The following is a 20,544-nucleotide window of genomic DNA, read 5'->3' as shown; positions in this document are numbered from 1 at the left end:
AATTAACCAGGAGGCTTTCCATCATGTCTAATGAAGACTTACTTACGCAGCTTGAGCAGCATATTCGCGAGCGTTATGAAATTGCCGAGGACGATGACGATTTTGGCGTTGATGTTCATTTGTTCGATTATGGGTTTATCGATTCCATCGGTGCTACGGCACTGATCGCCCACATTGAGAAGACATATGGCATCCAAGTGACGAATCAAGATCTCATGCTGTACTCCATGAACACGGTAAGCGAAATTGCCGATTTTATTTCCAAGAAGACTGCGAGGTAACCCACTCATGTTGACATGTAAAATTTCTCTAGAAGGCTTAGCCGAAAGCCAGCACGGACAAGTCAAGTACGCTTCCGCCTTTGCGGATGAGCATATTCAGGATATCGCGCTTGTTGATGGCCACATCATCATCACGCACAACTCGCCGAATGGCAACGAGGGAATTACGGAGCGAGTCGGGCGCCTGATCGAACGTTTCTCCCATGGCGATTTCGGATTCAAAGAAAATATTTTATTCGAAAATAAAGTAGACACTCCTTATGAAGGCGATATTATCGCTGAATTAGTAGAGCGCAAAGCCATTAAAATTCTGGAACCCGGACTATTTATTTTCCGTGAGCCTTTCTCCAGCTTGATGCGCTTCCTGGATTACTCGTTTGTTACGAAAATCGCTAAGCGCTTTGAAGGCATGCAGGAAGAGCAATACCCTGCGGTTATTCATAGCCACACTTTGAACAAAACAAACCATTTCACGTCATTCCCGGAGCATATTCACTTCGTTACGCATTTACGCGAGGATTTGGACGTGATTGAATCGTTCTCGCAATCCATTCGCGATGCCGGCGGTTGGAAGCAAGATGAGCCGTTAGAGCTTGATCCTAACATGGTGAAGCCTAATTTCATGATGAATCCTTCCACTTGCTACCATTGCTACGAGGGGTTAGAGAATGAGACGCTTGAGGGTGAAGGTATCGTGGTAACGGCAATTGCCAAGTGCCACCGCTTTGAGTCCAAAAACCATAGCGACTTCGGCCGGTTGCTCGACTTCTCCATGCGCGAAATTATTTTCGTCGGCAAACCGGACTTCGTCAAAGAAAATCGCTTGAAATCGATTGAATATCTTAAAGAATTAGCGGTGGAATGGCAGGTAGATTCCATGTTGGAAATTGCCAATGATCCTTTCTTTACGAATGATTTCCAAGTGAAGGCTTCCTTCCAACGAAATCAGGAAATGAAATACGAGCTGCGTCTGACAATTCCGCATGTGAAGAAGTCGATTGCCTGCTCTTCTGTCAATTTCCACAGTAACACCTTCGGAAATGCTTTTAACATTAAAATGGGCAAGCGCAACGCGGTTACAGGCTGCGTAGGCTTCGGTATTGAGCGCTGGGCGTTTGCGTTCTTGGCGCAATACGGATTAGATGAGCAGCAGTGGCCGGCTACTTTCCGCGAGCAGTACCACGCTTGGCAGGAAAAGGCTCTGTAAGGAACCGTTAGTCCCTTTTCATCACTTAGTCGTCCTATTCTTCTATTCAAATTTTTATTTGGGCCCACACGCCGACCTTTGATCATTGGAAGTCAGCTGTGGGCCCCATCCTAATCCAAGATAATGAGTGATTCCGTTGAAAGCAGCCACATTTCTTAAAAAGAATAGTTTCGTGCTCGGCCTGCTGCTAGCGATCGTCGTTTCGGACCTTCTCATCTCCTGGTGGAACCCGATGGTTAGCTCACGCCGATTCTACAAAAACGACTTTACCAAAACGCTCTACCACCATAGCTGGTCCCAATCGGGTCCGGTTTTCTTCGGTAATTCAGCTGTAACAGGGGCTTACATCGAAGAAAAATCTGATGCCCATTTGGTAGAGATGGGGCTTTCCTATGGGAAGATCACCGATCTTAAAGGTATCCTCGAGGATCACTTGTACCAGGTTCGTGATGAACTAGTGATTGGCATTGATGTTCATACGATGCTCGATCCCCTCGAAACCGATCCGACCTACCAATGGTTCAAACCATGGTATCAGCCCTATGTGTACACGTACCGTGACTACTTCCGTGATTCCGGCGAAGAATTCGTCCGTAATTTAAGTAAAGGAAGCTTAGCCTACGAGCCGCGCTGGATAGATAAAGAACTGTATCCTGGCCGTAAGGACGATGCCTTCCTTCAGTCGAAATGGACCGAATATGACAAACGTTTTGGCGCTATGACATTGAAAGATTTCCAAGACAATCTAGACGCCCTGCAGTGGGTCATTCGCTATGCTAAGGAACAGCAGCTTCCTTTGCGAGTAATCTGGATGCCTTGGAACAAAGGATATGCCGATCCGCCTTACGTGGCTTCCTTGAAAGAAGCGGTAAACGGCCAATTGAAAACCGCCGGTGTACCCGTGTTGGATTTGATGCATACATACGATCCCAAGTATTTTCATGATCTCGTACACTTAAACCGCGAAGAAGGCGCTCCGCTATTTACGAAGGAGGTGGACACATGGTTAAAGTCCTTAGGAAAATAGCCGAAGTCCTCATCTATCTCGTGATGCTGTATCTGGTTTTCATTTATTTTACCGGTAAGGGCCTATTTATCTACGAGAAATTCTAATCGGGCTTTCCAAGCGAGGAGTTCTAAAGCTATGTTTTATATGCAAATGAACGCGATTATCGCTATGATAGGCATGGTTGCCGTTCTGATGCTCACCCGCAAGTGGGCCGACAACAAACGTATTCTGATGATTATTTTCAGTCTTTGCTTTTTACTGCTGTACAGTCAAAAGCTACTCATTTTCTACGCTGCTTTTACTGTGATCAACTACGCTGGATTTGTGTACTTATGCCGCACGACTGTTTGGCGTAAAGCTACTTTTATCTTTGCGCTTGCCGCTAATATTATCGGCGTTTTTCTAGGTGTCCGGCTTTTCATCATGGGCATTTTCCACAACCCGCTGTTCGACGCCGTCATCTACCTTGGACTCATCTATAATGTCTTGAAAGTGATAGATGCTTATTATTTTGCTTATTTCTTTGGAAAAGACGGCCAAGTTCCTGCCATTGATTATGCAAATTACCTGCTGTTTGTCCCAACGTTTACTTCAGGGCCGATCTTGAAATTCCGAGATTTTATGGCCGATAGCAAAAAGCCGTACACGGTAGACGCCACCCTCTTCGAAGACAGTGTCAAACGCATTATTCTGGGTTTGTTCAAAAAGATCGTCATCGTCACTTGGATGACTAGCGTCTTCGATCAAGTGCTGAAGCAGGACTTGCACACGCATCAGTCATTATTTCTGCTCGTATGGTTCTATGCGCTCATTTACTTTGATTTCTCCGGCTATTCGGATATGGCCATCGGATTTGGGCGGTTGATGGGCTATACGATGCCTGAAAACTTCAAGCGACCGCTGCTCTCGCCTTCCATGACCCAATTCTGGCGCAACTGGCACGCGACGCTGGGCGATTTTTTCCGAGATCATATCTTTATGTTCTTCTCGCGTACTGTGCCTTCCCGCTGGGTTGCCTCCGGCTTGTCCATTTTAATTATGGTCTTAATGGGCCTGTGGCATGGTTTTACCTGGCTTTACTTCTTCTATGGTCTCTATCACGGGATCATTCTAGCGATCGAGAATATTTTCAAAATTACAACGGTAAATAAAAAGAAAGTTTCTAAAACCTATTTTTATTTCCGCTGTTTCGTAACACAAGTCTTAGTGACGTTCTCCGTTATTATTTATAGCTCGAATTATGAGACGGTCCTGCGGATCTATAAAGGCTTGCTTCATTTTACGGGATGATAGTGTTATAATTTGTGTGGTTGTTTACCATTTATGGAGGTGTACCTAATGAAGTTAGGCGTTTTTATGGTTCTGTTTGGTGGAAAACCTTTAGAGGAAGCTCTTGATTATGTTGCTTCTAAGGGCTTAGAAGCTGTCGAAATTGGGACTGGGGGCTACCCTGGTAATGCGCACTGCAACCCGGTTGAGCTGCTTGCTGATGCTGGGAAGTTAAAAGCTTTTAAACATGCGGTAGAATCCCGCGGTCTGACGATTAGTGCTTTGAGCGTTCACGGAAACCCGCTTCACCCGCAAAAACAAATTGCGAAAGAATTCCATGATGCTATTATACAAACGATTGATCTTGCTGAGCGCCTTGAAGTTCCTGTAGTAAACACGTTCTCAGGCTGTCCTGGCGACCACGAGGATGCCAAATATCCGAACTGGCCGGTAGCTCCATGGCCGAACGATTTCCAAGAGATTCTTGACTGGCAGTGGGGAAATAAAGTCATTCCTTACTGGACGGAAACAGGGAAATATGCCTCTGACCGCAATATCAAAATCGGTTTGGAACTGCACGGCGGCTTCTCCGTACATACACCGGCTACCCTTCTACGTCTGCGTGAAGCAGCAGGTGACGTGATTGGTGCCAACCTAGATCCGAGTCACATGTGGTGGCAAGGAATTGACCCTGTACAAGCCGTACAAATTCTTGGCCGCGCAGGAGCTATCCACCATTTCCACGCGAAAGACACATCCATGGATGTTAACAATGTCAACCGTTATGGCGTTACGGACATGCAGTCCTATGCAAACATGCTTGATCGTGCTTGGCAGTTCCGCTCCGTTGGCTACGGTCATGACATGAAAGTATGGGCTGACATCATCAGCGCATTGCGTCTTGTTGGCTACGACTACGTCGTGAGCATTGAGCACGAAGACGGATTGATGTCCGTTGAAGAAGGCTTCTCCAAAGCTGTTCAAAACCTTCAACAAGTTCTTATCAAAGAACCGCTTGGAGAAATGTGGTGGGTATAAGCGGCTAGCCGCTTCCCCCCTTCCTAACCATCAAAAAAGCCCGCAGGCGCCGATGATCTTACGATCTTGGTCCTGTGGGCTTTTATCTTGTAAAGCATGGGTTAGCTCTGAATTACCAGCCTGTGATCATGACATAATCCATGAGGCCGAATACGAGCAAGGAAACTACCGCGAATCCTAGGGCAAAATAGTTTTTTTTGGGGGACATCAATTGTCTGATAACTGCAATGGCAATAATCACTGTGAAAATCAAAACATAGATATCAAAGCTTGTATACGTGCTTGTTGTTGCTGCTGCTTCTTCCGCGAATAACATGGTGAAACCCTCCTTCTAATAACTCGGTGCAAGGCACACGTCCTGCTATTTTAATTCTATGTTAGCTTGATTGGACACTAGATGCAAGTGATTAGGCGCATGTGTAACAAGTTTGTCACCTTTTGGTTAGATTAACCACCTTCTGCGGAAAATATTACACCTTTAAGATTACAATGCCCTTCTTTTTCCCCCTTTATTACTCAAAATTAAAGAACCCGAACGTCTCTGAGAGACACTCGGGCTTAGCTGACTATTTTATGTATAGAACTACTTCCTACGCCATTAATCCATAGGCTGAGAGTGTTTCTTTATGTTCCTCGATAGGTGTTGTCGGCTGATCCTTCAGCCCTATTTCTTTTTCCTGCCAGTCTAAAAAGCGAAATGGATCTATTCCTAATGCAGAAACAATCTCCTGTATTTCTAACGTCGGTTTCATAGCAATCCTCCATGAAGTAATAGATTTGTATAGCTTATATCTCTCGATCCTGAATAGTCAGCTAGAAATATCGTGTTGCATCTACTATCTTAATTATAGGACTATTCACTTATTTTTTGATAGAGGGTTAAATTGTCGAATCCAATTAAGTCTTAACAAAAGCCATGTTAAATAAGTCGGAATTATGAATATTCTGACGAATAAGATCGGATCACCCTCGTTTGTCGAAGATTAATAATCTGACGATGATATTCATCGCGAGTCGTTTCCCTTCCATCCTCGCACGCAAAAAAGGCCCCACGGCATTCATCCGTGAGGCCTTGCTGCGATTCGGCCGCTTAACCGACCGATTCTTCCAACACTTCCAACCGCTTCGCATAGTTCTCCGAGCGTTCCCGATCTCTCTCGAGGATCGGTTTCAAGTACTGGCCGGTATAGGAACCGGCCACCTTCACAACATCTTCCGGCGTACCGGAAGCCACGATCTGACCACCTCGGCTGCCGCCTTCAGGGCCTAGATCGATGAGGTGGTCAGCCGTCTTGATTACATCGAGGTTATGCTCGATGACAAGCACGGTTTCACCGCTCTCTACGAGGCGGTGAAGCACCTTCAGCAGACGATCGATATCGTGGATGTGGAGCCCTGTCGTAGGCTCATCCAAGATATAGATCGTCTTGCCTGTACTGCGGCGGTACAGCTCCGCCGCGAGCTTCACGCGCTGGGCTTCGCCCCCGGACAACGTCGTTGCCGGTTGGCCGAGTGTCATGTAGCCCAGCCCTACATCTAGAAGTGTAGTCAGCTTACGATGAATCCGCGGCAAGTTCTTGAAGAACTCGCAGCCGTCCTCGATCGTCATCTCAAGCACTTCCGAAATGCTTTTGCCTTTATATTTCACTTCCATGGTCTCACGGTTGTATCGTTTGCCTTTACACACTTCACAAGGCACGTAAACATCTGGCAAGAAATGCATCTCGATCTTGATAATGCCATCTCCTCGGCAAGCCTCACAACGGCCGCCCTTCACGTTAAAGCTGAAGCGTCCTTTTTTGTAGCCACGTACCTTTGCTTCATTCGTATTCGCGTACACATCACGGATGTCATCAAATACACCTGTATAGGTCGCGGGATTCGAACGAGGTGTGCGGCCAATCGGCGATTGGTCAATATCAATAACCTTGTCCACGTGCTCAAGCCCGATAATTTCTTTGTGTTCACCAGGACGAACTTTCGCTCCATTCAAATCGCGTGCCAGCGTTTTGAATAGGATTTCGTTAATCAACGTACTTTTGCCGGAGCCAGATACGCCTGTTACGCAAGTGAACACGCCTAATGGTACTTTAGCCGAAACATTGCGCAAATTGTTCTCTTTGGCTCCTTTGACTTCGATCCACTTGCCATTCGGTTTACGGCGCGCCGCAGGAATCGGAATGAACTTCTTGCCGCTAAGGTATTGACCGGTAAGCGAGTTCTCGTCCGCCATAAGCTCTGTAGGCGTACCTTGGGCAATGACTTGCCCCCCGTGAATACCGGCACCAGGTCCGATATCGATAATGTAATCCGCTGCCATCATCGTATCTTCATCATGCTCAACGACGATTAGCGTGTTACCCAGGTTCCGCATATGTTCAAGCGTCTGAATTAGACGTGTATTATCCCGCTGATGCAGCCCAATGCTAGGCTCATCCAAAATATAAAGAACGCCCATTAAGCTGGAGCCAATCTGCGTCGCAAGTCGAATCCGCTGTGCTTCTCCGCCTGATAACGTACCCGCTGCACGATGCATCGTTAAGTAATCAAGACCAACATTCACTAGGAATCCAAGCCGCGCTCTGATTTCTTTGAGAATCAGGTTCGCGATAGTAAGCTCTTTCTCGTTCAGATCTAACGTTTTGAACCATTCCTCCGCATCTCCAATAGAAAGGGAAGTCGCGTGAGCAATGTTCTTGCCATTGATCGTCACTGCAAGTGTCTCTGGTTTCAGACGTTGCCCCTTACACTTCGGACATGGCTTCGTGCTCATATAAGTCTGGATGTGCTCTCTGATGCCCTCAGAGAAGGTATCTTTGAATCTGCGTTCCAAGTTGCGGATAATGCCTTCAAATGGAACAAGAGCTTCCTTGGTCGCTCCCATATCATTCTCGTAGCGGAAGCGGATCTTCTCTCCGCCTGTCCCATAGAGAATGACCTTCATTTGCTCACTCGACAACTCGGATACAGGGACATTGCGAGGGATCGAATAGTGGTCACAAACTGCCGCAAGAAATTGCGGATAATAGTTGGACGTGCTGCCGGCCCAAGCTTCAAAAGCACCTTCTTCAATCGTCAGCTTCATATCAGGCACTAACAAATCAGGATCGACAATCATCTGGCTGCCGAGTCCGTCACATTCCGGGCAAGCACCGAAAGGCGAGTTAAAGGAGAACATCCTTGGTGCCAATTCCTCCACGCTAAAACCACATTCCGGACATGCCAGATTCTGACTGAACATCAACTCTTCTTTGTCGATAATATCAACAATAACTCGACCATTCGCGAGTTTAAGCGCTGTTTCCAAAGAGTCGGCAAGACGTGTTTGCACATCCTCTTTGATCACAATACGGTCAACAACAACATCAATGGTATGCTTCTTGTTCTTGTCGAGCTCAATCTTCTCAGAAAGATCGATCGTCTCTCCGTTCACCCGTACCCTTACAAAACCTTGTTTCTGTACGTCGGTAAAAAGTTTCGTATGTTCGCCTTTGCGTCCTGAAACAAGGGGAGCCAGAATCTGAAGTTTGGTGCGCTCCGGATACTCCATAATTCGGTCTACCATTTGCTCCACGGTTTGCGATGTAATTTCAATGCCATGTGTTGGACAATGCGGACGTCCGATACGCGCGAATAGCAACCGCAAGTAGTCATAAATCTCCGTTACGGTCCCTACTGTGGAGCGCGGATTTCGACTTGTTGTCTTCTGATCAATAGAAATAGCCGGTGATAGTCCATCGATGGAATCTACGTCCGGCTTATCCATATTGCCTAGAAATTGTCTGGCATATGCAGATAATGACTCAACGTATCTGCGCTGACCTTCGGCATAAATCGTATCAAAGGCTAACGACGATTTGCCCGAGCCGCTTAAGCCTGTTAGAACTACGAACTTATCGCGCGGAATCGTGACATCGATATTTTTTAGATTATGAGCTCTGGCTCCTTTAATGACGATTTGATCTCTAGACACGGGTAACCTTCCTCTCCTATGTGAAACTGAAGCCCATTTAGGCTTCAGCTTTCATTTCCATAATAGCGTCACGCAGCTGTGCCGCCCGTTCGAACTGTAAATTCTTCGCAGCTTCTTTCATTTCGCCTTCCAAACGTTCGATCAAAGAAGCGCGGTCTTTCTTCGACATCTTCGCGCCCTTCACATCGGTCAAGTAATCCGCCTTCTGTTCAGCTACCTTCGTAGCTTCAATGACATCACGGATTTTCTTGGCAATCGTTTGTGGTGTGATGCCCATCTTCTCATTATGAGCTTCCTGAATGCTGCGGCGGCGACTCGTCTCACGAATGGCTTTCTCCATGGAGTCCGTAATCTTATCTCCATACATGATAACCCGGCCATCGGCATTACGCGCTGCGCGTCCAATGGTTTGAATCATCGAGCGTTCTGACCGCAGGAATCCCTCTTTGTCCGCATCCAGAATGGCGACAAGAGATACCTCTGGCAAATCAAGCCCTTCCCTGAGCAAGTTAATCCCAATTAGCACATGGAAAGTACCCAAGCGTAAATCACGTAAGATTTGCATCCGCTCAAACGTCTTGATATCCGAGTGCAAATAACGGACTTTAATGCCGATTTCTTTGAAGTAATCCGTCAAATCCTCAGACATCTTCTTCGTCAACGTCGTAACGAGCACCCGCTCGTCTTTCCGAATCCGATCATGAATTTCGGCAATCAAATCATCGATTTGCCCTTTGGTCGGTCTCACTTCAATAATAGGATCCAATAAGCCCGTAGGACGAATAATCTGCTGCGTCATATGAGGGCAATGCTCTATTTCGTATGGCCCTGGTGTTGCTGATATATATAAAATCTGATTAACTTTCTCCTCGAACTCCTCAAATCGCAATGGACGGTTATCCAACGCAGAGGGCAAGCGGAAGCCGTGGTCAACCAGCACTTCTTTTCTAGCTCTATCTCCGTTATACATAGCGCGAATTTGCGGCAGCGACACATGGGACTCATCGACCATGAATAACATGTCATCTGGGAAATAATCAATGAGCGTATACGGCGTTGCTCCGCGCTCACGGAATGTCAGCGGTCCTGAGTAATTCTCAATACCTGAGCAGAAGCCCATCTCCTGCATCATTTCCATATCATAGCGCGTCCGTTGTTCTAGTCGCTGCGCTTCAAGCAGTTTGCCCTGCTCTTTCAGCTCGACAAGACGCTCTTCCAACTCCCGCTCAATGTTCACAAGCGCGCGCTTCATGGTATCTTCGTGCGTCACAAAGTGAGACGCTGGGAAAATCGCGATATGATCGCGCTCGCCGACAATCTCGCCCGTCAGAACATTAATCTCCGTGATTCGCTCGATTTCGTCACCAAACAATTCCACCCTTACCGCTTGTTCACCATGCGAAGCTGGGAAAATCTCAACAACATCCCCGCGGACACGAAACGTCCCCCGGACAAAGTTCAAATCATTCCGCTGATATTGTATGTCCACAAGCTTGTGTAATATCTCATTGCGTGATTTCTCCATCCCTACACGTAAAGAGAGCAGTAAATTACCATATTCTATCGGAGAACCCAAGCCGTAAATGCACGACACACTCGCAACGATAATAACGTCTCGGCGCTCAAATAAGGAGCTCGTCGCTGAGTGGCGAAGCTTGTCAATCTCTTCATTGATACTGGAATCTTTCTCGATGTAGGTGTCGGAGGAGGCAATGTAGGCTTCTGGCTGGTAGTAATCATAGTAACTTACGAAATAGGAGACGGCGTTGTGGGGAAAAAACTCTTTAAATTCGCTGCACAGCTGTGCGGCCAATGTTTTGTTGTGCGCAATAATCAAGGTAGGGCGGTTCAACTTCGCAATAACTTGCGCAGCAGTGAACGTTTTCCCTGTTCCCGTAGCTCCTAAGAGCGTCTGATGTCTGTTGCCGGCTTGAATACTTTGAACGATTTCTTCAATTGCTTGGGGCTGATCCCCTTGTGGAGCAAAATCAGAAACAAGCTCAAATTTCTTAGAGCTCTTAACAAGTTCACTCATCAATAATCACCTACACTTATTGGTAATAAATCGAACTTTTATCCTATTCATTTTCTTTTTGTAATTTCCGATAAAGAAGTTTATGGAACCTGTCGTACATATATGATGGTAACATTTGACACCCATCATAAGAATGTTTGTTCTGGTTTTTCCATTATACTCTTTTTAAATCTTTGATGCAAACGGCAATATCTGTTACGGCCTGAATCCTTCATCACGAGACACCAACACACTTTCATCAGGCCACTTGTAGGGCCCCCAATTCTTTTTATGCTAAATAGGAGTGGTACAGTCATGGATTTGACAACAGTTTTAGGATTAGTCTTAGGTCTTGTAGGTTTGATTGGCGGTTACATGTGGGATGGCGGCCACATTAGTTCATTAATTATCCCGAGCGCCATGTTAATTGTTTTCGGCGGAACTTTTGGAGCGGTAGCTGTCAGCTTTCCTCTTTCTATTCTCGCCAAGATCCCTAAGGCGCTAGGCATTGCTTTCAGAGAAGTAAAGAGAGATCCAGCAGCTACAATTGAAGAACTAGTAGACATGGCTTCCATTGCACGAAGAGAAGGTGTACTTGCTCTCGAACAGCGCGCTCAGGAGCATACCAATCCTTTCCTGAAAGACGGTTTGCTTATGGTCGTAGATGGAACAGATCCCGAATTGACCAGACAAATTCTCGAGCTCGAAATGGATGCCATTGAGCACCAGGTTGATAATATGGCCAAAATATTCGAAGCTGGAGGCGGCTATGCGCCAACGATGGGGATTATCGGAACCGTTATGGGACTCATTCACGTTCTAGGCAATCTCGAAGATCCTTCGAGTCTTGGCCCAGCCATCGCTGTTGCCTTCACAGCTACTCTATATGGGGTTATGAGCGCCAACTTAATTTATCTGCCGCTTGCGACCAAAATTAAAGTACGCGGTAAGGAAATGGTTGCCGAAATGGAACTGATGCTTGAAGGCATTCTTGCTCTGCAAGCCGGCGAAAACCCGCAATTGATTAAGAAAAAACTGACCTCCTTCCTCCACGAGAAATCGTCCAAAAAAGCACCAGCGGTAGAGGAGGAAGCCGATTATGGCGAGGAGAAGTAAGAAGCAAGAAGAGCACGTCAATCATGAAAGATGGCTCATTACTTATGCTGACTTAATCACCCTTCTGCTCGTTTTCTTCATCATTATGTATGCGATGAGTAAGGTCGATGTTCAAAAGTATGCCGTTCTGGCGCAAGTATTAAACCTGCAGTTCCAGAAAGCCGACTCTGTTTTGGACAAAGGAAGCGGCATTAGCGGCCAAATGACTCCAAAGCAAGGCGACTCCGACAGCAAGGACAAAGATTATACCAAGCAAAATATAAACGATCAGAAGGAAGAAAAAGATAAAGCAAAACCTGATGAGAACGAGAAAGAAAAGCGTGAGAAAGAACTTCAAGATCTTTTAAAACAAGTACAAGCCTACATTAAAGATCAGAATCTGGAGGCGCAAGTGTCCGCAAGCGATACAGAGCGCGGTGTAGCGATTACGCTGAATGATTTGTTTTTATTTGATTTAGGAAAAGCAGATCTCAAAGGTGGCTCGGCTCCTATTCTGCAAAAGCTCGCCTCTCTCTTCCCGACGCTAAACAGTAAGGTAAGCATTGAAGGCCATACCGATGATTTGCCGCTCGCAACTGGCTCTCCATACAAAGATAACTGGGGACTCTCGTTCGCCCGATCCCTATCGGTGCTGCGCTATTTCAGTGATACGGCCAAGCTGGATGATAACAAATTCATTGCGACAGCCTACGCGGATACAATGCCAAAGGTTCCAAACGACAGCGATGAGAACCGCAGCAAAAACCGCCGCGTTGAAATCATTGTCCTGCGTGATGGACTGGCTCCAACCAGTGTACCGAAATAAACAAAAGACCCTACCTCCTAATTTTAGTGAGATAGGGTCTTCATTTTTTACATCGATTTCGTCGAATCATTCTTCAGCAAACCAGTTAATTTCCCTCGCAAATAAGAAAATAGATGCACAGGTCTATGCTCTGTGAAGTACAAAGCCTCTTGGTCCGGAGCTAAAATAATGCCTAGTTGGTGATGATCGCCGTTAAAGATTGCCCGCTGCAGAAAGCGAACCTCGCCTTCCTCATTCAAGATTTCCAGCTTACAGAAAGCCGAGTTCAGCCCCATAGCTAAATGCAAATCAGACTTTGTCTTAATTTTGTAGCCATTTACTTTATGAATGATTTCACCCGTTTGGATCCCTATTTCCTGCGCAGGGCTGTTGGGAACAACGGAGAGCACCATAAGTCCTCGTGTTGAATGGACATAGAAAGGAATTTGTTTCTCTTCCATCCATTGGTTATAGCGAATCAATCCCTCATGTAGCACAATGCTTAGCAAAGCCCCTAACAGTACAATCGCCGACCAAAAATGCGCAGCAACCGCGGCAGCCAGCAAAATTATGCCGTATAAGTAGAGCAAATTAGCACTTGAACGTGCTTGCTTACGAGGCAGCTTCGAGATCGTTAATTCCGTGAATCCGATCATCGCCGGGAAGGCAAGTAACGTCCATCCTGAGGCGAGATTCGCACCGAACAAAGTTGTCCAAGGTAAGCTTATGTCGCTACCACCCGTCAAAGGTACGAGTAAAAATAACGGCACAGGCCAGAAGCCTTGCAGCTGCTGCCCTCCGATGATTTGCCCGCGTTTACCCTCCAGAAATAACGGTGTCGCCATACGAGCTCCCTGGAAATGAGTAAGCATCCCCTCCAGCAGATGAAGCACTGCTACAATGGCCAACAAGGAAGGAATATCCGCATGCCTGACGATATCCAACATCGGCAATGTCTCTTTCAGACTAGCCATATCCGGAATCCATGACAAGATCACTTGGGCAACTCCCAGGATGCCAACTGCGTAGGCCAAACAAAGGAATCTCACTCTGAGTAAGACTAGGATAACCGTGATAACCCACAATAAAATAACCACATCAAATTGAATGTTTACGCCTACGAACAGCAAAAGCACAGAGGCACACAGCCCCCCAATCCATCCCCAAAAGACCGTTCGCCACGTCTCATTGAGTAGAGAATGCAGGCGTGTATGAAATAACTTACGTTCCATTTGAATTTGCTTTCGATAATGCAGCACGATAAATAAAACACCTATATAGTAGAAGGGATTCGCAAACAGCTGCCCTACCGCGTGAAGCAGCCTCTCCAAGAGTTGAATCAGAACATCCATAACGATTCCGGTCTCCTCGATATAAAGAAAATAGGAAGGCTGCCGAAGCACCCTTCCTACTCTATTTCGACTGCGAGGGCTCATTTTCCTGCCTTGCGCTGCGAATTTCCAATATCTCACTAACAATTATTTCCCGAGTTGCTTTTGAATTTGTGCAATTGCGGCCTTCAACTGCAAATCATTCTTAGGCTCACGAATTTGCTCCAATAGCAGCTTCTCGATTTTGTTCGCGGTTTCCGTATCGACTTCACCGGTCATCGGCAAGCTGTTCGTCCGTTGGAAAGCTTTCACGGCTGTCGTTGTTTTCTCATTGAAATAACCGTCGGAACGTTCCGGATTAAAACCAAGACCTGCGAGCATCAGCTGCAAATTTTTCACATCATCGCTCGTCATATCTTGTTTAAGCGCAGTTTTCTTGGAAAGCGGCGCCGCTTTGAAATAAGCCGGTTGTTCCACCGCGATATCCGGTTGAATACCTGTTTTGTGAATCCAATTACCGTTCGGCGTCAACCATTTGTAGACGGTCATCTTGATGTTGCTGCCATCGCCCATTTCCTTCTCAAAAGTGACTTGAACCGTCCCTTTACCGTAAGAAGTTTCACCGACAATTTTACTTCCGACCGCTTCTTGGAAAGCACCTGCCAAAATCTCCGAAGCACTGGCGCTGCCCTTATTGATCAATACCGTAACCGGATAATTCTTGCCTGTCCCTGTCGAAGGCGTCGGCTCCCGCTTGCCATCCCGATTCTCCACTTGAACAATCGGTTTGCCGCTTTTCACAAAAGGATTCACGATGTCGACAACGACGTTCAAAAGACCGCCCGGGTCATTACGAACATCGATAACGAGCCCCTTCATCCCTTTGGCTTCAAGGTTTTTCAGCTCTTCAGCAAAGCGTACAGCCGTATTAGAAGAGAATTGGCGAATCTCAATTTTCCCTATTTGATCCTGCATCATTTCTCCGTAGACGGTTTCCACATCAATATTATCGCGGACGACAATCACTTGAACCGGATCACCCGCTCCTTGACGAAGAAGATCAAGCTTCGCTTGCGTTCCTTTCGGACCACGAATCTTCATAACCGCTTGGTTAAGGGTCAGACCATCCAGCTTTTCTCCGTTCACCGAGAGGATGACATCTTTGGCTTGAATGCCTGCTTTCTCCGCTGGAGAGCCCTTAATTGGGGAAACGATGACGAACTTGCCTTCCTCAATTGACACCTCAGCCCCTATCCCTTGAAAAGAGGACGTAATACTTTCATCGAACTGCTTCGCTTCCTTCTGATCCATATAGACCGTGAACGGATCTTCCAGAGATTCCAGCATGCCGTTGATCGCGCCGTTAACGAGCTTATCATGGTCCGGCTGTTTCAAATATTTGCTTTCGATCAGTTGAAAGGTTGTAGAGATTTTACTCAAATCCTTGCTAGACAGTCCTGCCGAAGATCCTGTAGAGTCGGCTGCACTGCCCGCTGGCTGCTCACTCCGCCCCCATGTGAAGGATGGATCGACTACCGTCAATGTCACAATACTACTTGCGAACATAGCTAACAATACAAAAACAATGACCGTGCGCCCTTTGAATTGCAAAGCGTGATTCACCACCTTTTTCCTAAAACCCATTCGGGTTCGCTTGTTTGTAGTATATGACAAGCTCTTCCCGTTTTATAACCAAGTTGTCCTATCGCAAGAACGGTTTAGGATCGGTCGGAGTTTCGTTCAGCCTAACCTCGAAATGCAGATGGTTTCCTGTCGATTGCCCTGTCGAGCCAACTCCGGCAAGCTTCTGCCCACGTTTGACTGTATCGCCGACTTTGACATAGATGCCATCGTTCATAATATGGCCGTACAGTGTCCATAATCCATTGCCGTGATCGACGATAACGCAGTTCCCGTAACCGTTCATCCACGAAGCATAAATAACGGAGCCGTTCTCCGCAGCAAGAATGCTTGTCCCTTTGGGAGCGCCTAGATCGATGCCCTTATGATTCTCGGCTTTACCTGTAACGGGATTAATCCGGTTAACAAAATCCGACGTAAGCGGCGCTTGCGCTGCCAGAGGGTAACCTAACTTGCCTCCAGCGTAAGTGAAAGGAGACTTCGCTTTGGTCGCAGCACGTTTCTTTGCTTGAAGATCCGCCTCTTGCTTCGCTAATTGCGTAATTAATTTGTCGCTCTCTTCCGAAATATCTTCAAGCGTCTTCTCCTGCTTCGTAAGCGAAGCAATTTTGACTTCTTTCGCTTTCTCCTTCGCCTGCAGATCATCTCTTAATGCATCCGCATCTGCGTAGAGCTTTTTGACCTTTTCGAGCTGCTGCTCGGTCTCTTCTTTCTTCTTAGCAACAATCTCTTTATCTTTCTTATTTGCCTCTAGCACGACTTTATCTTGATTTACAATAGATTTCAAAGCCTCAATCCGGTTCAAGAAATCAGAAAAGCTAGTGGCACTCAGAACCACATCCATGTAAGAAACAAAACCGTTCATATACATCAAACGCACGCGGGATTTCAGCATTTGATCGCGACTTTCTACGCGTGCTATCGCCTCATCCAGCTGTTTCCCGTTTTCTTCTAACGTATCGGTAACTTGATCGATTTGCTCATTCAACAGCGTGAGCTTTTTACTAGCCTCATTAACTTGTTGGACAAGCGTATTCATATCCTTGGTGGCTTGGTCTTTCTCCGAATGCACTTTATCTATCTGATTCTCGGCGTCTTTCGCCTTCTGCTGCGCTTCTGCCTTCTGTTTCTTAAGTTGAGTCAACTGCTGATCGATCTTATCCGTTGTGGATGCGGCATAACCTGCATATGGCACCGCTAGCGAAGCGGCAATCCCAAATGACATCACCAAGGGTAGAATCTTCTTCTTCAAGCACGTAGCCTCCTCATCATCAAAAACATGATGCTTTTTTTGGACTTCATCTCAAATCTCTTATTCTCTAATCTTTTAATCTTTGAATCTATGAAAATGTTTTAATAGAAATAAAAGCTAAAAAAGCCCGCTTTCAGAACCGAGAAGGTTGGATGAAAGTGAGGGCAGGTGGAACGGAGTGTAGCAAGCTACATGAGTACCGCACTGCCCAAGTTTCATTCAAGATTCGACGCCGAAAATACTTCAAGATTAAACATCGTTATCAAAGTGGGCTTTTTTAGCCCCCTTAGACGCGGAGGAATTTGCGGACGGAGATTAGGGACCCCCAGACGCCAATGACGATGCCAATACCTAGCAATAAAGCAATCATCGTAGGAGCAATTTTTCCGAAAGGTGTCAGCTCAATCATCAATAAATTTAAGTTCAAAGAACTTAAGTTCAGCAGCTTCCAATATCCACCGAGAATGATTGCAGCAGGAATGAGTGAACCCACAAATCCAAGTAAAGCTCCTTCTATAAAAAACGGCCAACGAATAAATGAATTCGTCGCTCCAACCATTTTCATAATTGAAATTTCTTTGCGACGGGCTAAAATCGTAATTTTAATCGTGTTGGCAATCAAGAACACCGCCGTAAAGGAGAGCAAAATCACAATCCCAAAGCCGACCCAACGAACAATTTGCGTTACTTTGAATAAAGCTTCAACAGTCCCTTTGCCATAATTCACTTTATAAATAGGCTTTGGATCCTTATCTGCGTTAAGTGCGCTGATCTGATCTGCAACCACGGCTACATTTCGAGGATCATCCACTTCAACCGTGAATGCATCATTCAGCGGATTGTTTTCTCCCTCAAAACCATCCAGTAAAGCTTTGCCGCTTTCCCCTAACTTTTGACGCAAATAGACAAGTCCTTCTTCTTTCGAAACGAACTTGATCGTTTTGACTCCTTGTAAACCTTGAATTTGGGTCTGGAGCTCTGTGATTTGATCCTGAGGGGTGTTAACCTCCAGGTACACGTTAATCTCAACTTGATCCTCAATTTGACTGGCAATATCATTGACATTCAATGTTATTAGTACGAATATTCCTAAAATGAACAACGAGATTGCGATTGAACTGATCGACGCAAACGTCATCCATCCGTTCCTGACAACATTCCGCGTACCTTCCCGCAAGTGCCGGGAGAATGTACTAATCTTCATAGCCGTATTCCCCCCGTAACTGGTCACGAGCAATAAGGCCATTCTCGATTGCAATGACTCTTTTACGCATCGTATTTACGATTTCCTTGTTATGCGTAGCCATGACGATTGTCGTACCACGGAAGTTAATTTCCTCCATAAGTTTCATAATCCCCCACGATGTCTCAGGGTCGAGATTTCCTGTCGGTTCATCGGCGATAATGACGGATGGATTGTTGATTATTGCCCGGGCAATGGCGACACGCTGCTGCTCACCGCCGGATAGTTGTGAGGGAAGCGAATTTGCTTTGTCCTTCAGCCTCACCAGTTCAAGCACTTCCATCGTACGTTTCTTGATTTGTTTCTTCGGTGCCTCAATCACTTCCATAGCAAAGGCTACATTGTCGAAAATAGACAGTTTCGGCAGCAATCGATAATCTTGGAAAATAACTCCGATATTTCGACGCAAAAAAGGTATTTTACGCTGTTTCAGCTTTTCTAAATTAAATCCATTCACGAAAATTTGGCCCTTGGTCGGTCTTTCTTCTCTATACATCAATTTCATAAATGTCGATTTACCAGCCCCGGAAGGTCCGACAACATAGACAAACTCGTTGCGGTCTACTTTTACATTAATCCCTCTCAATGCATGAGTACCGTTGGAGTACGTTTTCCATACGTCCTGCATTTCGATCACAATATCACATCCTAATATTGGGGTCCTTAAGCGAAGCCTAAAGTCTCTCTGCTGTACAGACAGCTTTAAGGAGTTCGACACGTAGTCGGAAATTCCTTCTAAAATCGTTCAAAATTCCTGTTGTTTACTGTCACTATATCATGATTTGTACACAATTAAGGGTCACAAGGTTTTAGTAATAAATTGATCGGAATGAAGATACATATGGTAGTACAGGCCTTTCACTCATTCGTATGTAAAGGAGCCGCTGCACATGCCACCCCTCATTAGAAAAGCCACCTTCTATGCGACGATCACCATAGGACTGCTAAGCTCTATAAGTATCGGTCTATATTTGTATGGTTCTCAGAGCACACTGCCTCCAAAATTTACGGTTGCCGGCTGGCGCGTCGGCGGCATGCCTTATGATACGTTCCAACAGCAATACGAGGAGAGGCTTGAGCTGTTAAACGCTTTTCCTGTCCAATTGCAAACCTCCTATCCGGACATCGCCAATCGGCAATTGACCCTTGGACAACTAGGCGTCGAATACCATGATGATGCGCTTACGCAATCTATCGCCCAATTGTTCGAAGCTTCACCCTTGCAACGGATAAAAGCCCGCTGGGAGCTTCGTCATGCCGATATCCCGATTGAGGTCACCGTGAACGAAGATCAGCTAAACGCAGCGTTGAAAGAGGCATGGAAAGACCTTTATAGCCAGCAGCCTGCACCGGCGAAGCGGATCGTGACCGCTCAGGACTCGCTAAATTATGAACCGGAACACAGAGTACTACGCATTGACACCGTACATTTGGGGGAACACCTGCAAGAAGTCGCTCCCTCCATTTCGTATATTCACAACGCCGCACCCGTTCGATTGACGCTGCCCTTGTACGAGCAGAGTCCCACCGTAACCGTAGAAACATTGAAGCAGCAGGGCATTGACCGCAAAATATCCGAGTTTACGACCACGTTTCCCGCTTCCGGTGAAGGACGGATTCATAACATTCGGTCTACCGCCGCGTCCATTCAGGACTTACTCATGGCACCAGGAGAAACGTTTGACTATAGCAAAATCATTGCACAGACTGAAACCACGTTCGGCTACAAGGAAGCGCCGGTTATCCTTAACGGCAAGCTGGTTCCCGGTATCGGCGGAGGCATATGCCAAGTATCGACAACACTGTACAATGCTGTATTGCGCAGTGGGCTCGCTATTGTTGAGCGCCGTAACCACTCCTTGCCTGTCAGCTACGTCACGCTTGGACAAGATGCGACTTTTGCCAACGGCTACATCAATTTCAAATTTCGCAACAATACCGATGCCTATCTATTGATTCGGACCGTCACAACGGATCGGGACGTCACCGTCAAGCTGTTCGGACACATGTCTCCTTCGATCACATATGACATAGAATCAAACGTCACAGAGACGATTCAACCTCCGGTTAAATACTTACATAATACAACGCTAGCCCCAGGAGCCACTCGACCCATCAGTACAGGTAAAGCAGGTTACAAAGTTGAAACCTATCGGATTAAAAGGGAAAACGGCGTTTTCGTCAGCAAAGAACTCATCTCGAAGGATCAGTACTCACCGGTGCCGACCTTGGTCGCCTCCAACCGTGGGGATATTAAACCTGAATTAGGGGGCGCACCGGAGCCACAACCTATTTTGGAAGACGGCGTCAAAGGACCTTCCTTCCGGTAATCTTTGTGACTATTTTGAGCCATAAAAAGGGTCTAACATCTAAAGGTCATGTGACT

General features: G+C 46.3%; 17 protein-coding genes. 8 read left to right on the top strand and 9 right to left on the bottom strand.

Going from position 1 to position 20,544, the window contains the following annotated elements:
* The first annotated feature begins 23 nt into the window (after window positions 1-23).
* The 5 genes from ACKTT9_RS00805 to ACKTT9_RS00785 all read left to right on the top strand — a co-directional run bounded on the left by ACKTT9_RS00805 (window position 24) and on the right by ACKTT9_RS00785 (window position 4,804).
* Window positions 24-281 (top strand): acyl carrier protein, encoded by a 258-nt coding sequence (locus tag ACKTT9_RS00805; protein WP_127453260.1) that lies wholly within the window; start codon window positions 24-26, stop codon window positions 279-281.
* A gap of 7 nt (window positions 282-288) precedes the next feature.
* Window positions 289-1,488, top strand: a complete 1,200-nt coding sequence (locus tag ACKTT9_RS00800; protein WP_407870162.1) for a hypothetical protein — start codon at window positions 289-291, stop codon at window positions 1,486-1,488.
* A 136-nt stretch (window positions 1,489-1,624) separates the two neighbouring features.
* Window positions 1,625-2,515 carry a hypothetical protein gene (locus ACKTT9_RS00795; RefSeq protein WP_407870161.1) on the top strand — a complete coding sequence of 297 codons (891 nt, stop codon included), beginning with the start codon at window positions 1,625-1,627 and terminating at the stop codon, window positions 2,513-2,515.
* 117 nt (window positions 2,516-2,632) lie between these two features.
* Window positions 2,633-3,787, top strand: a complete 1,155-nt coding sequence (locus tag ACKTT9_RS00790; RefSeq protein ID WP_407870160.1) for an MBOAT family O-acyltransferase — start codon at window positions 2,633-2,635, stop codon at window positions 3,785-3,787.
* Between the two features lie 48 nt (window positions 3,788-3,835).
* Window positions 3,836-4,804 (top strand): sugar phosphate isomerase/epimerase family protein, encoded by a 969-nt coding sequence (locus ACKTT9_RS00785; RefSeq protein WP_407870159.1) that lies wholly within the window; start codon window positions 3,836-3,838, stop codon window positions 4,802-4,804.
* Window positions 4,805-4,916: 112 nt separating this feature from the next.
* Here the strand turns inward: ACKTT9_RS00785 and ACKTT9_RS00780 are convergent, their stop codons facing one another.
* From ACKTT9_RS00780 to uvrB, 4 genes are all read right to left on the bottom strand, one after another.
* Entirely contained in the window at window positions 4,917-5,120 is a 204-nt protein-coding gene (locus ACKTT9_RS00780) for a DUF2759 family protein (protein ID WP_157318498.1), read from the bottom strand.
* A gap of 274 nt (window positions 5,121-5,394) precedes the next feature.
* Window positions 5,395-5,556: a hypothetical protein gene (locus ACKTT9_RS00775; RefSeq protein WP_315955610.1), complete on the bottom strand. Its 162-nt coding sequence runs from the start codon at window positions 5,554-5,556 to the stop codon at window positions 5,395-5,397.
* Between the two features lie 338 nt (window positions 5,557-5,894).
* Complete coding sequence (uvrA, locus tag ACKTT9_RS00770; RefSeq protein WP_407870158.1) at window positions 5,895-8,777, bottom strand: excinuclease ABC subunit UvrA; 2,883 nt, start codon at window positions 8,775-8,777, stop codon at window positions 5,895-5,897.
* Window positions 8,778-8,814: 37 nt separating this feature from the next.
* Window positions 8,815-10,812 carry an excinuclease ABC subunit UvrB gene (gene uvrB, locus ACKTT9_RS00765; RefSeq protein WP_407870157.1) on the bottom strand — a complete coding sequence of 666 codons (1,998 nt, stop codon included), beginning with the start codon at window positions 10,810-10,812 and terminating at the stop codon, window positions 8,815-8,817.
* Window positions 10,813-11,106: 294 nt separating this feature from the next.
* Here uvrB and ACKTT9_RS00760 point away from each other — a divergent pair, with 294 nt between their 5' ends.
* Window positions 11,107-11,907: a flagellar motor protein gene (locus tag ACKTT9_RS00760; RefSeq protein WP_407870156.1), complete on the top strand. Its 801-nt coding sequence runs from the start codon at window positions 11,107-11,109 to the stop codon at window positions 11,905-11,907.
* Window positions 11,891-12,712, top strand: coding sequence for a flagellar motor protein MotB (locus tag ACKTT9_RS00755; protein WP_157318501.1), 822 nt, complete (start codon window positions 11,891-11,893; stop codon window positions 12,710-12,712). Before ACKTT9_RS00760 ends, ACKTT9_RS00755 begins: the two co-directional genes overlap by 17 nt.
* Before the next feature lie 47 nt (window positions 12,713-12,759).
* Here ACKTT9_RS00755 and ACKTT9_RS00750 read toward each other — a convergent pair whose 3' ends face one another.
* The 5 genes from ACKTT9_RS00750 to ftsE form a co-directional block, all read right to left on the bottom strand.
* A complete protein-coding gene (locus ACKTT9_RS00750) occupies window positions 12,760-14,043 on the bottom strand; it encodes a PDZ domain-containing protein (protein WP_407870155.1) in 1,284 nt (427 codons plus the stop codon).
* Between the two features lie 126 nt (window positions 14,044-14,169).
* Window positions 14,170-15,633 carry a S41 family peptidase gene (locus tag ACKTT9_RS00745; protein WP_127453279.1) on the bottom strand — a complete coding sequence of 488 codons (1,464 nt, stop codon included), beginning with the start codon at window positions 15,631-15,633 and terminating at the stop codon, window positions 14,170-14,172.
* Between the two features lie 91 nt (window positions 15,634-15,724).
* Window positions 15,725-16,915 (bottom strand): murein hydrolase activator EnvC family protein, encoded by a 1,191-nt coding sequence (locus ACKTT9_RS00740; RefSeq protein WP_407870154.1) that lies wholly within the window; start codon window positions 16,913-16,915, stop codon window positions 15,725-15,727.
* Between the two features lie 286 nt (window positions 16,916-17,201).
* Window positions 17,202-18,119, bottom strand: coding sequence for a permease-like cell division protein FtsX (gene ftsX / locus ACKTT9_RS00735; protein ID WP_407870153.1), 918 nt, complete (start codon window positions 18,117-18,119; stop codon window positions 17,202-17,204).
* Window positions 18,109-18,795 (bottom strand): cell division ATP-binding protein FtsE, encoded by a 687-nt coding sequence (gene ftsE / locus ACKTT9_RS00730; RefSeq protein ID WP_127453284.1) that lies wholly within the window; start codon window positions 18,793-18,795, stop codon window positions 18,109-18,111. Before ftsE ends, ftsX begins: the two co-directional genes overlap by 11 nt.
* A gap of 253 nt (window positions 18,796-19,048) precedes the next feature.
* Here ftsE and ACKTT9_RS00725 point away from each other — a divergent pair, with 253 nt between their 5' ends.
* Entirely contained in the window at window positions 19,049-20,488 is a 1,440-nt protein-coding gene (locus tag ACKTT9_RS00725; protein WP_407870152.1) for a VanW family protein, read from the top strand.
* The last annotated feature ends 56 nt before the right edge of the window (window positions 20,489-20,544 follow it).

This window comes from Paenibacillus sp. P36 (genome assembly GCF_045866505.1).
Lineage (GTDB): Bacteria > Bacillota > Bacilli > Paenibacillales > NBRC-103111 > Paenibacillus_E > Paenibacillus_E chondroitinus.
The sequence above is the reverse complement of the archived record's forward strand: the minus strand, read 5'-3'. Positions and strand labels throughout refer to the sequence as shown.

Bases quoted from the DNA above. Each gene is read 5' to 3' on its own strand.
- ACKTT9_RS00790 (WP_407870160.1), top strand. From the start codon at position 2,633: ATGTTTTATATGCAAATGAACGCGATTATCGCTATGATAGGCATGGTT.
- ftsX (WP_407870153.1), bottom strand. From the start codon at position 18,119: ATGAAGATTAGTACATTCTCCCGGCACTTGCGGGAAGGTACGCGGAAT.
- ACKTT9_RS00755 (WP_157318501.1), top strand. From the start codon at position 11,891: ATGGCGAGGAGAAGTAAGAAGCAAGAAGAGCACGTCAATCATGAAAGA.
- ACKTT9_RS00800 (WP_407870162.1), top strand. From the start codon at position 289: ATGTTGACATGTAAAATTTCTCTAGAAGGCTTAGCCGAAAGCCAGCAC.
- ACKTT9_RS00725 (WP_407870152.1), top strand. From the start codon at position 19,049: ATGCCACCCCTCATTAGAAAAGCCACCTTCTATGCGACGATCACCATA.
- uvrB (WP_407870157.1), bottom strand. From the start codon at position 10,812: ATGAGTGAACTTGTTAAGAGCTCTAAGAAATTTGAGCTTGTTTCTGAT.
- ACKTT9_RS00760 (WP_407870156.1), top strand. From the start codon at position 11,107: ATGGATTTGACAACAGTTTTAGGATTAGTCTTAGGTCTTGTAGGTTTG.
- ACKTT9_RS00780 (WP_157318498.1), bottom strand. From the start codon at position 5,120: ATGTTATTCGCGGAAGAAGCAGCAGCAACAACAAGCACGTATACAAGC.
- ACKTT9_RS00750 (WP_407870155.1), bottom strand. From the start codon at position 14,043: ATGGATGTTCTGATTCAACTCTTGGAGAGGCTGCTTCACGCGGTAGGG.
- ACKTT9_RS00775 (WP_315955610.1), bottom strand. From the start codon at position 5,556: ATGAAACCGACGTTAGAAATACAGGAGATTGTTTCTGCATTAGGAATA.
- ACKTT9_RS00785 (WP_407870159.1), top strand. From the start codon at position 3,836: ATGAAGTTAGGCGTTTTTATGGTTCTGTTTGGTGGAAAACCTTTAGAG.
- ACKTT9_RS00805 (WP_127453260.1), top strand. From the start codon at position 24: ATGTCTAATGAAGACTTACTTACGCAGCTTGAGCAGCATATTCGCGAG.